Source organism: Heliomicrobium sulfidophilum (assembly GCF_057715735.1).
On sequence record NZ_JBVTZZ010000002.1, the window covers coordinates 98,546 to 109,597 of the forward strand.

Annotated in this window: 9 protein-coding genes, 7 tRNA genes and 1 pseudogene; 12 read left to right on the plus strand and 5 right to left on the minus strand. The window is 47.8% G+C overall.

Going from position 1 to position 11,052, the window contains the following annotated elements; genetic code table 11:
* The first annotated feature begins 7 nt into the window (after positions 1-7).
* From AC0CW1_RS01020 to AC0CW1_RS01030, 3 genes are all read left to right on the plus strand, one after another.
* Positions 8-2,323, plus strand: coding sequence for a site-specific DNA-methyltransferase (locus tag AC0CW1_RS01020; RefSeq protein ID WP_488181291.1), 2,316 nt, complete (start codon positions 8-10; stop codon positions 2,321-2,323).
* Positions 2,324-4,831, plus strand: coding sequence for a DEAD/DEAH box helicase (locus AC0CW1_RS01025; RefSeq protein ID WP_488181292.1), 2,508 nt, complete (start codon positions 2,324-2,326; stop codon positions 4,829-4,831).
* 103 nt (positions 4,832-4,934) lie between these two features.
* Positions 4,935-5,483, plus strand: a complete 549-nt coding sequence (locus AC0CW1_RS01030; RefSeq protein WP_488181300.1) for a DUF262 domain-containing protein — start codon at positions 4,935-4,937, stop codon at positions 5,481-5,483.
* Here the strand turns inward: AC0CW1_RS01030 and tnpC are convergent.
* The 3 genes and pseudogenes from tnpC to tnpA all read right to left on the minus strand — a co-directional run.
* Positions 5,438-6,487, minus strand: a pseudogene (tnpC, locus tag AC0CW1_RS01035) (IS66 family transposase); the annotation flags it as partial. The gene AC0CW1_RS01030 and the pseudogene tnpC sit on opposite strands and share 46 nt — an antisense overlap.
* Before the next feature lie 69 nt (positions 6,488-6,556).
* The gene (tnpB, locus tag AC0CW1_RS01040) at positions 6,557-6,913 is read right to left on the minus strand and encodes an IS66 family insertion sequence element accessory protein TnpB (protein ID WP_488181293.1); all 357 of its coding nucleotides are present in this window, start codon (positions 6,911-6,913) and stop codon (positions 6,557-6,559) included.
* Positions 6,907-7,179, minus strand: coding sequence for an IS66 family insertion sequence element accessory protein TnpA (gene tnpA / locus AC0CW1_RS01045; RefSeq protein WP_488181301.1), 273 nt, complete (start codon positions 7,177-7,179; stop codon positions 6,907-6,909). The genes tnpB and tnpA overlap by 7 nt, the downstream gene beginning before the upstream one ends.
* 466 nt (positions 7,180-7,645) lie before the next feature.
* On the opposite strand from tnpA, the gene AC0CW1_RS01050 reads away from it, so the two are divergent.
* From AC0CW1_RS01050 to AC0CW1_RS01090, 9 genes are all read left to right on the plus strand, one after another.
* On the plus strand, positions 7,646-8,011 hold the full coding sequence (locus tag AC0CW1_RS01050) for an MmcQ/YjbR family DNA-binding protein (RefSeq protein WP_488181294.1): 366 nt from the start codon (positions 7,646-7,648) through the stop codon (positions 8,009-8,011).
* A gap of 50 nt (positions 8,012-8,061) precedes the next feature.
* Positions 8,062-8,138, plus strand: a tRNA-Val gene (locus tag AC0CW1_RS01055).
* A 3-nt stretch (positions 8,139-8,141) separates the two neighbouring features.
* Positions 8,142-8,217 (plus strand) — tRNA-Phe (locus AC0CW1_RS01060).
* A 6-nt stretch (positions 8,218-8,223) separates the two neighbouring features.
* Positions 8,224-8,308, plus strand: a tRNA-Tyr gene (locus AC0CW1_RS01065).
* Positions 8,309-8,361: 53 nt separating this feature from the next.
* Positions 8,362-8,438, plus strand: a tRNA-Pro gene (locus AC0CW1_RS01070).
* 26 nt (positions 8,439-8,464) lie between these two features.
* Positions 8,465-8,551 (plus strand) — tRNA-Leu (locus AC0CW1_RS01075).
* Positions 8,552-8,553: 2 nt separating this feature from the next.
* Positions 8,554-8,628: transfer RNA gene (locus AC0CW1_RS01080), tRNA-Gly, on the plus strand.
* 8 nt (positions 8,629-8,636) lie between these two features.
* A tRNA-Leu gene (locus tag AC0CW1_RS01085) sits at positions 8,637-8,719 on the plus strand.
* A 575-nt stretch (positions 8,720-9,294) separates the two neighbouring features.
* Positions 9,295-9,747 carry a universal stress protein gene (locus tag AC0CW1_RS01090; protein WP_488181295.1) on the plus strand — a complete coding sequence of 151 codons (453 nt, stop codon included), beginning with the start codon at positions 9,295-9,297 and terminating at the stop codon, positions 9,745-9,747.
* A gap of 41 nt (positions 9,748-9,788) precedes the next feature.
* Here the strand turns inward: AC0CW1_RS01090 and AC0CW1_RS01095 are convergent, their stop codons facing one another.
* Both AC0CW1_RS01095 and AC0CW1_RS01100 read right to left on the minus strand, forming a co-directional pair.
* Positions 9,789-10,460 (minus strand): hypothetical protein, encoded by a 672-nt coding sequence (locus AC0CW1_RS01095; RefSeq protein ID WP_488181296.1) that lies wholly within the window; start codon positions 10,458-10,460, stop codon positions 9,789-9,791.
* A gap of 181 nt (positions 10,461-10,641) precedes the next feature.
* A partial coding sequence (locus tag AC0CW1_RS01100; protein WP_488181297.1) for an ABC transporter permease occupies positions 10,642-11,052 on the minus strand: 411 nt, incomplete at its 5' end.

An 11,052-nucleotide genomic window follows, 5' to 3' on the forward strand; every position in this document is an offset into this window, starting at 1 on the left:
CTAAAGTATGGCTGCAATCAATGATTTACTGCGTCAAATTCCTGACACTTCTTTGCGTAGTCGCTTGGAACAGGAATTTGCCCGCCTATCAAAAAATAAGAAATTTGGTCTTGTATTTGAAGAGCACATTCCTGAATGTACTCCGCTTTACGATGTTCCTGTCAAACGTGGCTCGACTGTTGCTCAAAAAACCGGCCAAATTAATGATGTATATACTGTGTTGAAATTAGATGGAGATTCTTCTGCCCTTTGCCGTAACAAAGCAACAGGCGAAACCATAAACATACCGCTTTCGGAGCTAGTTTCAGTTGCACAGTTTGGCGAACCGATATTTCCTATGCTCCAACCGATTGATTCTGTAGAGAATGCTCCTGATAGTAACTTATGGCATACAATCATTGAAGCAGACAATTACCATGCCCTTCAGTTACTGGAATATCTCTACCCTAAGAAAGTTGATTGTATTTATATTGACCCACCATACAACACAGGTGCCCGGGATTGGAAATACAATAATGACTATGTAGATTCCAGTGATAATTGGCGTCACAGTAAGTGGCTCTCAATGATGCAAAAACGGCTGAGGATTGCAAAGAGAATTCTTGCCGATGATGGTGTTTTGATTGTTACTATTGATGATAATGAACACGCTCATCTTACTATGCTCCTTAATGAAATATTCCCTGATAGAAAACTATTTTCAGTGCCTATTCAACATAATCCTAGAGGTACACAAGGAGAAAAATTTGCAGTTACTCATGAAACAGCAATATTTGTAGTTTCAAAAACGAGCGAGATTTATAAAAAAAGTCATTTGGGTGGTGAGATTAGTAATTTTAGAAAATGGGGAAATCAGTCAAAACGAAGCCAGACGGCTCGAGCAACCACATTTTATCCTGTTATTGTTGACGCAGAACTTAATATCGTTAAGTTTGGTGATGTTCTACCTCTTGACGAACATCCTGAAGGGGCCAATGTTAAAATTGGAGATTATATATATGTTTACCCTATCGATTCACAAGGTATCGAGCGAAAATGGAGATATAGCAAAAAGAATGAAGATGAAGTGCTACCATTCTTAAGAGCAGTAAATAACTCAGGAACAATAGAAATACATATTCAGCGCGAAAGTGAAAATACAAAAACGATATGGACTGACCCATTATATAATGCTGAAGAATATGGCACTAAAATGATCAATTCAATGCTAGATACAACTTTCTCTTATCCGAAATCGCTTTATGCTGTTCATGATGCATTATGGCATGTTGTTTCAGGGAAACCTAACGCCCTTATTGTCGACTTCTTTGCTGGCAGTGGAACAACGCTCCATGCGGTAAATTTACTGAACATAGAGGATAATGGTAACCGCCGCTGCATTTTAGTGACGAATAACGAGGTATCGGATGCTGAATCAAAAGCTCTACAAAAAAAAGGATATCAACCCGGTGACCTTGAATGGGAAAAACATGGTATTTGCCGCTCGGTAACTTGGCCTAGGACAAAGTATAGTATCCTTGGAAGACGTGACGACGGTACAGTCCTAACAGGAGAGTATTTCACAAACCAGATTGTAACAAAGGAAGTCGATCGTTCATTCTATCAGCTTGGTTTTATAGAAAATCCCACAGAACTAACAACTAGTACTAAAAAACAGCTTGTTTCTTTACTTCGCGATAAGGAAGGAAAAACACAACTACCGCAAACGTTGGTAAAAACGGACACTAAATTCATTGTTTCGGAGAAACATTCAGCGTCGATTTTATTCGACGTAAATGCTGTTGATGCATGGCTGGAAGCGTTAGAAGATCAAGACCACATCATAGACTTTTACATAGTGGTCAAAGAAACGGGGAAATTCAAAGAAATTAAATCACGGATTTCTGACTTACTTGGTCCAATAAATGTAACATCGCAAGTTAAACGGCCCATGAGCGATGGCTTTCCTGCCAATGTCGAATACTTTAAGCTGGGCTTCTTGGATAAAAACAGTGTTTCACTTGGCCGACAGTTTCGTGAGATACTGCCGCTGCTGTGGCTCAAATCCGGAGCAATTGGCCAGCGGCCGGAGATAAGCAGTGATGAGGAACCGGAGATGCTGATACTTCCACAGAACGGCTTCGCAGTTCTGGTTGATGAAACAAAATATGCCGAGTTTGCCGAAAAGATTTCGGAAGAAGATAATATTAAAGTGGTCTATTTCGTGACAAACTCCGAGGAAGCTTTCCGCGAAATGACCGCTGGCATAAAAATAAATAACACATACCAACTATACCGCGATTACATTGATAACTTTGTGTTGGGAAGCAGGAGGGATTCGTAAATGAGGGATACACTATTTCCATTTCAGGAAACGGCTCTTGCCGAATTGCATGAAAAAATCAATAAGGCGCACTTGATGTGGAGCGAACGTGACCCGCAAGTGATTTCATTTTCCGCACCTACCGGATCAGGCAAAACCATTATTATGACCACACTTTTTGAAGAAATTCTGTATGGAAGTACAGATAAAATCGGCGAGCCGGATTCGGTGTTCATTTGGCTTTCCGATTCACCCGAACTCAATGAACAAACACGGCTGAAAATCGAAAGCAAGTCTGATAAAATCCGTGTGCGGGACTTAGTGACTATCGATTCAACCTTTAGCGCCGAATATTTTGAAGGCGGCCGCATCTATTTTCTGAACACACAAAAACTCGGTTCTGACAAGCTGCTGACAGGAACGTCTGATACGCGGCAGTATTCTATTTGGGAGACGCTCACTAACACTGCCAGACGTAACCCAAAGCAGCTTTATGTGGTGATTGATGAGGCACATAGAGGCACATTCACATCCGTTCAGGCGGAGAACAAGGCGCAGTCCATTATGCAGAAATTCATCAAAGGAAGCAGGGACGACGGGCTTTGCGTCATGCCCCTGGTTATCGGTGTAACCGCAACACCCCAGAGATTTGATAACTTAATCGCTGGAACGACATCGACAGTTCAAAAAGTCATCGTTCCGCCTGAGGAAGTGCGTGAGTCAGGGCTTTTGAAAGACAGAATCATCATTCACTACCCAGACATTCAGCTGAGTGCCGATATGACCATGTTCAAAGGTGCAGTAGATAATTGGCTTAAAATGTGCACTCACTGGAAAGCTTACTGTGAGCGCGAAGACGAAAAAATGATAAATCCTATTCTTGTTGTTCAGGTTGAGGACGGCAACGAGCGTGAAGTAACCCATACTGATTTGGGTGCTTGCATTGATTTACTGGAGGAAGCACTGGGACGCAAATTACTGCCCGGCGAAGTAGTACATACATTCAATGACCGCGGCACGATTAAAGTCCGTGACGTTGATATTCAGCAAATTGAAGCCTCCCGAATTGAGGACGAGGAAAATGTAAAGGTCGTGTTCTTCAAAATGAACCTTTCCACAGGTTGGGACTGCCCGCGCGCTGAAACGATGATGTCATTCCGCAGTGCGCAGGACTACACTTATATTGCGCAGCTTTTGGGACGCATGATTCGTACTCCCTTGGCAAGAAGGATTTCCTCCGATGCTGAGCTTAATAGTGTAAGTCTATTTCTTCCGTACTTTGATGAAGATACAGTGAAGAATGTGGTCAATGCTTTACGTGACAGTGAAGCGATTATTCCTACAGAAACAGGTACTAACAAAGAGCTTGTTACACTTGGGCGCAATCTTGCCTATGCTGATGTGTTTGATGCAATGGATAAACTTATCACATATCGGGTGGATTCGTCCCGCAAGCAGGCGCCGCTCAAATTGTTAATACAGCTTTCCCGCGCGCTGACGATGGATGGCATTGACTTGGGAGCACAGAAATCTGTAAAAAATGCAGTTTTATCAAAAATGGATGAGGAGATTGCACGGATAAAAGAAAGCGGAGACTTTGCCAGCCGGGCGGCTGCAATCACCGGATTTCCTCTTGGGACGCTGATATTTGAATATGGAGACAATGCCTATTCCTTTGATGAGACGACACAGACTATGACGGTATCCGAATTTGATATTTCCCGGCATTTTGAACAAGCCGGAAAGCTCTTGGGAGAGGGCTTGCATAAGGAGTATTGGATCCGGCACAGTACCCGTGACCATATCGATATAAAAAAAGAAATTATTGTTCTCACAAGTGATACGGACGCTATGGAGCGGATAGATACCTATGCGGAGAAAGAATTTATTAATCTTTACGAAAACAACAAACGCGCCATCGCAAAGCTGAACGAAGCGCGAAAGATTGTCTATGAAAGATTAATCAATGCTTCAGCCCAACCGATAGCTGTACCGTGGGTATTGCCGGATTCAATCGATTTCTCTGTATCGGATGATAGCATTAAGCTTGAACAGCACCTCTTTTGCTCTGAGGACGGGATATTCCAAGCAACGCTGAACCCCTGGGAAAGCGGAGTTGTTGCAGAAGAGCTGAACAATGGTGCTGTTTGCTGGCTTCGTAATCTCGACCGTAAAAAATGGTCACTTGAAATCCCGTATGAAGTCGGCGGTATAACCACTTCCATGTTCCCGGATTTAGTGATTGTCCGCGCTGACGCACAAGGGTACATTTTTGATATATTGGAACCGCATGACCCAAGTCGCAAGGATAATTACCCCAAGGCAGTGGGCTTAGCGAAGTTTGCTGAGAAGCATTGGGATGTTTTTGGACGGATTCAGTTGATTCGACAAAAACGAGGAGTAGATGGCCGCGACCATTTTTATCGCCTTGATATGTCGAAAACGCCTGTTAGAAATAGAGTGCGCGGCATTACTTCAAATGAAGAACTTGATAGAATTTTTGATGAAAATGCTGAGCGAGAGGATTAACTTCTGATGGGGACAGCCATTCTGCAATAAATTATATTGAGATACAGGATTTCCCCTTGGTGATAAATAATAATTGATAATGGAGGATTTCGTTATGTCGTTTATGTCGTTTCAAACGCCGCTAACTATCAATGAGGTTATAACAGACATTCATGCAAAAAAATATCTTTTGCCGTCCATACAAAGGGAATTTGTATGGAGTCAAGAGCAAATCAAAAAATTATTTGACAGTCTTATGCGTGATTATCCTATCAACGCATTTTTATTTTGGAAGGTCCCGAAAGAGAAGGCATCTGACTTCAAGTTCTATGAATTTCTGCGGGATTATCACAAAAAGGATAATCGTCACAACCCAAAAGCAAATATTAGCGGCAGCGACGATGTTATGGCAGTGCTGGATGGCCAACAACGGCTAACATCACTATATATCTCCTTGAAAGGGACATATGCTGATAAGTTGCCATATAAACGCTGGGACAATCCTCAGGCATACCCAAAGAAAAAATTATATTTGAATCTACTTTCAAAGCCGGAAGATGAGGACTTTGAATATGATTTTGAGTTTCTTACTGATACGGAAGCGAAAGCAAATGATGATAACCATCACTGGTTTCCTGTCGGCAAGATACGGATAATCATATTTCTTGGATAATGGGCCCAGCACCCCACCAAGGTCACATCCGGCATCCCATGGTAGCCTGCGTAGCCGTCTACATGCAGATAGCCCTTGAAACCGGATAAAAACGTGCGGGGATGTTCGCCCGCCCGGGTCTGCTGGTAGTCGTAGAGGACAATTGGCTCGCCCTCCCGGCTGGTGCGGTATAGCCATATGTACGAGTTCGTCTCGGCCGCCCGCCCCGGTTCCTGAAGCACCTGCAAAGGCGTCTCATCAGCGTGAAGGATGGGTTGCGCCACAAGAATCTGATGCATGCGCTCGTAGAGGTGGCGCAGCCAGTGGTTGGCCCCATGAAGCATCCAGTTCGCCAGGGTCTGGCGCGACAGGGCCACGCCGAGGCGTTCAAGCTGCTGTTCCTGACGGTACAGCGGCATGCTCTCCACATATTTTTGACTCATGATGTACGCCATGAGTGAAGGCGACACCAAGCTCCCCTTCAGCACCGGGTTCGGCATTGGAGCCGTGACGATGGGGGTCTGGGTCGCTTCGCGCTCGCAACGACGGCAGGCGTAGACGTGCCGCACGTGCTTGACAACCTTCACTTGGGCCGGGATGATCTGCAGTTCTTGCCGCACCTCGGTGCTCATCTCGTGCAGAGGGCCGCCGCAACAGGAACAAACCTGCCCTTCTTCGCGGAGATGGTACTCGATGATCTCCTCCGGCAGGTTTTCCAATTTGGCCTCACGCTGGCCCTTTTGTTTACGGCGCTTGTATGTAACGGTCTCCAGCGTCGGCTCGGCGAGGACGGCCAACGCTTCTTTTTCCGCTTCGTTGAAGAGTTCCAACTGGTCGGGATCTTTCGTGCGCTCGCTGGAAGCGCCGAACTGCCGATGCTTGCTCAGGCGAAACTGCTCCTCAAACCATTTCAGCTTCGCTTGCAATTCGGCGTTCTGTTGCTCCAGTTGATCGCAGCGCTGTTGCAGCACCGCAAGCGGTTGTTCTGTTGTCGGATTGTCTGGCGTGTTTGTTGCTTTTTTCATGTATAATGTTTTCGACGAATTTTGAAAGAGTCCTATCCAAATGTAGAAAATCCGAATATAAAGTTATTTTTATAGAACAGTGCGGGCCGTTACAGGGGCGTGCGCCTGCGGCTGTTTCAACGTCAGGCCGTCGAGCAGCCAGCGCAACTGTCGACGGCTGATCTTGATCGACGGCGCCTGGCTCTCATCGGGCCACTTAAACTTACCTCGCTCCAGTCGGCGATAATGGAGCCAGAAGCCGTTGTGATCCCACTGGAGGATTTTCAGTTTATCTCGCTGTTTATTGCAGAACACGAACAGACAGGGGGAGAAGGGATCGAGTTGGAAGCATTCCTTGACGAGCACGGCCAACCCGTCAATCGATTTGCGCATATCGGTGCTTCCGCTGGCGATGTACACGTGCTCGATCGACGCCTCGTCTAGCATAGTCCTACCAATGTCCGTACCACTTGGGTGAGCAGCGCCGGGTCGAAACCGGGCCGAACCTCAATGGTGGCGCTTCCTATTTTTATGGACACGTTGCTTTCGGGCGCGAGCTCTTCCGAAGCTTCTGCCACTTCCACGGACAGCCAGGGCGATGGTTTCACTTTGGGTTGCTCTGCTGTTTGTTGCTTGAGCCAGTACCGTAGCTGATACGGCTTGACATCGTGGGCCGCACACCACTTGGGGAGACTCTGGCCGGCTTGCCCGATACGCGGCGACCTGTGTGGCCCACTCTTTGCGAAGTTCTCCTCTCGTCATAAAAAAATCATCCCCATTTCGGTTTGTGGGGATGATTATTGCACGAATTGTAACCCGTTTCTATGTGGGGCGGATTTGACGCTTACGGATATACTATCTATCATAATTTTAGTAGCATATTGGCTTATTATGTTATACATTATTTTTGTTAAGAAAATCGCTGAAGATGTTAAGAACATAATTTCTCTTTTCCAAAGCCGAAATAAAATATGCAGCTTCCATTTCCCACCGATAAGTGATAGGGCATATTCAAACGGTTTGGGATTTACAACATTTTCATCTTCCATATTACTCTCCATGTAGATTCAATGGTTATTTCGTGGGGAACACTTGGCATCGAATGGGAAAGCCAATCTTTACTGTTTTCGTAAGAGAAAATCAGGTCATCAGGCTATAATGCATTTGTAGGTGATGTGAGTGAAGTACAGTTGGCTCGATCAATACTGTCTAAGCAAAAAAGGCGCGGAGAAAGACTTTCAGGTCGAGTGGAACGCCACACGCTACATGATTCGAGGAAAGATGTTCGCCCTCCAGGGATGCAACAAGGAGAATAAGCCGATCATAACGGTGAAGCTCGATCCGATGTACGGCGATTTTTTGAGACGGCAATATAAAGACATTGTCCCCGGATACTACATGAACAAAACCCATTGGAATTCGCTCGATTTGGGTGGAGACGTTCCGGACGACGTGGTCAAGGACATGTTGGATAAGTCCTACGAACTGATCTTTAACGGCTTAAGCAAAAAGACGCAAAAAGAAATCATGGGTTCAGATGGATAGAAATTACATTGACATTCTTTTGTCTTACTGGTAAGATACAATTCCGTTGCGGGCGATTAGCTCAGATGGTTAGAGCGCTTGCTTGACATGCAAGAGGTCAGCGGTTCGATTCCGTTATCGCCCACCATTTGCCTCGGTAGCTCAGTTGGTAGAGCAGAGGACTGAAAATCCTCGTGTCGGTGGTTCGATTCCGCCCCGAGGCACCATATCACGGAGGGATTCCCGAGTGGCCAAAGGGAGCAGACTGTAAATCTGCCGGCTCTGCCTTCGAAGGTTCGAATCCTTCTCCCTCCACCATTTCCACCATTACATAGACAGGTTCAAGTCCTGTCCCCGCAACCAAATGTTTTCGGGGCGTAGCTCAGTTTGGTAGAGCGCTACCTTGGGGTGGTAGAGGCCGCACGTTCAAATCGTGTCGCTCCGACCATGGAACTCTCATAGTAAACTCAACAGGCGGTCGTGGCGGAATTGGCAGACGCGCTAGATTCAGGTTCTAGTGGTCGCAAGGCTGTGGAGGTTCAAGTCCTCTCGACCGCACCAATGCGGAAGTAGCTCAGCGGTAGAGCATCGCCTTGCCAAGGCGAGGGTCGCGAGTTCGAATCTCGTCTTCCGCTCCATTCTACATGCGAAAGTGGCGGAACTGGCAGACGCGCACGTTTGAGGGGCGTGTGGGCAACCGTGAGGGTTCGAGTCCCTCCTTTCGCACCAAACATTCCCACTTGCCATTGCAGTGAATCCATGATAAGATACGGTTCCTGTCTGCGATGGGGCGTTTGATTCGGAATCCTCCGTGATTATCAGGCTCGATGATTTGCTTCATTGATATCGTCTGGTTGTCTGAGATGACTTTCAAAAGGATTTTAAGCGACAACAAATAAATGCTTAAAAATACCAGTTGAAAAGCCGAATGAAACGTGATATTATAAGATTCCGCCTCGAGATGTACGCGCCGCGAGGCGTTCAGTCGACGGGTACGAATCGGTCGAGGACTTGACCTTTTGCGCAAATACAATCCTCTGTCCAGTTTTGAAGGAGCGAGAAAGCATTGTGATCCTGTATAATTACAGGTTGCAATGCTTTTTTTGCAGTTTTGCCAACTACCACAGGGGCATCAGGCAAAGAAGGAGCTATCCCCGTCGAAAAGTGAGACGAACTGCAAGTGGAAAGAATATTATGAATTCATTTGTGATTGAAATCCTAAGGAGCAGGAATTTACTACTCTTTGTAGAATAATTAAGGCAATGGCAGGAAAATGAGGTGAAAAGAGGGGGAGGGGTTTGCGTATGTTTAAGAAAATTCTTTTGGCCACTGACGGCTCAGAACACGCCTTGAAAGCGGCCCGCTACACCTGTCACCTGATGAAGCTTGACCCGCAGATCGAGACAACGGTCCTTTACGTCTTTGACCTGTCCCACCAGTACTTTCTTGGCTCCGATGGGGCTGTCTTCTTTGATCCGACCATCATGCGAGAAAAGTTGAATGAGGTGGCAGAGAAGGTTCTGACGGACACGAAGTCTGTTTTCGAAGCCGAAGGATTGACCTGCCAGACCGAGGCCGCCATGGGACATCCCGCCTTTGTCATCGTCGATACGGCCGAACAAAAGGGGACCGACCTGATCATCATGGGATCACGCGGCATGGGCGAGTTTCGTAGCTTCCTTGCAGGCAGCGTCAGCGACCGTGTCTTTCACCTGGCCAAGTGTCCGGTGCTGGTCGTCAAGGAAGACAAAGACTGACAAGTCCCCTTTGATTAAAATGGAAGAGAAAAGCAAGAGAGCTATACCTCCAGGTTGAACCGGAGGTTGCGGGCAAGGCGGGCGATTTCACGCCCGCCTTCTCCTCTACAATGGCAACTGTCTTCAAGTCGGCGTAAAAAGTGTTGCAGTGGCGCCGTCTGCAAGCCGCTGCGGGCAGCCTGCCGGCCCATGGCGGCTGTTTCTTCGATAACCACCTTCAACGCTTGCCAGAGTTGCTGGTCGGCCAGGGCGAGGCCCACCGATTCGAGACAGGCACTCAGGTAGGTCCAGAGGCTCTCCGAAAAGGGAAAGTTGGTCGAGTGGCCGTATTCGAAGATGAGGCCGGCCATCTCCATATACCGCTGGGTGTGCGCCTCCGGGTCGGCTACGGCGTCACGTTCAGCCAGATCGCGCAGGTACTTTTTGAACAACTCGTTGATCCCATAGCGCACCCGGAACCAGCGGTGGCCGGCCATTGCGTCAAGGAGTCGTTCCAGGGCGGCTTCCTGATGGTCAACACGGGGCGGTTGCCAGCCTTGCGTCGACAGGCGAGCCATGTTGCTCGATCCGCGTGACAGATCGAGGTACCCCTTGGGCTGGACTGTGCTTGGCGGGGTGTCTTTTTCCAGAACTGGCTGGTTTAGCAACTGATAAAAGTCGAGGATCCAGCGTTCCAGATCGTCTGTTGGTTGAGGGTCTTTTTGGTCGTTCATAGCGTGAAGTCCAAAGAATGTGTCATGACGGTAGTATCTGCATCATTGCCACTGATCATCAATGATTGGGCTGGACAGGGCAACACTTCGAACAACATTCCATTCCGCTATCCGCCGCTTTGAAGCCGTCACCGCGCTTACCGAGTTATCACCGCGTCATCCCCATGCCGTCACTGCACCTTCACTGTACAGCCCCTGGATAATGGCGCGACAACTGGTGCTCCGCCGTGAAAAAGGGCCGGTAGCAGGAGAGGCCAACTGCCATGCTGGCGACAGCCGTCGCCCCCGTCAGGACGAGGTGGATCAGGATCTGATATTTGACGGCCTCGACGGGGCTCGCGCCGGCGATGATCTGGCCGGTCATCATCCCCGGCAGTTGAACGAGGCCGACCGTCTTCATGCTGTCGATGGTGGGGCTCATCCCGGCTTTCACGGCCGCCTTGATCGCCCGAGCCGCCGCCTGGCGGGAGGTGGCCCCCAAAGAGAGGGCGGCCAGTACTTGCGCCTTTTGGCTGGAGAGTTCCGCCTGCAACCGGTTGATGGTCAATCCCGAGGCGACCATGGCGTTGCCGACGATCATCCCGCTCAGAGG

Excerpts from the sequence above, each read along its gene's own strand:
- AC0CW1_RS01090 (WP_488181295.1), top strand. The coding sequence starts at position 9,295 with ATGTTTAAGAAAATTCTTTTGGCCACTGACGGCTCAGAACACGCCTTG.
- tnpB (WP_488181293.1), bottom strand. The coding sequence starts at position 6,913 with ATGCTAGACGAGGCGTCGATCGAGCACGTGTACATCGCCAGCGGAAGC.
- AC0CW1_RS01020 (WP_488181291.1), top strand. The coding sequence starts at position 8 with ATGGCTGCAATCAATGATTTACTGCGTCAAATTCCTGACACTTCTTTG.
- AC0CW1_RS01095 (WP_488181296.1), bottom strand. The coding sequence starts at position 10,460 with ATGAACGACCAAAAAGACCCTCAACCAACAGACGATCTGGAACGCTGG.
- AC0CW1_RS01030 (WP_488181300.1), top strand. The coding sequence starts at position 4,935 with ATGTCGTTTCAAACGCCGCTAACTATCAATGAGGTTATAACAGACATT.
- AC0CW1_RS01025 (WP_488181292.1), top strand. The coding sequence starts at position 2,324 with ATGAGGGATACACTATTTCCATTTCAGGAAACGGCTCTTGCCGAATTG.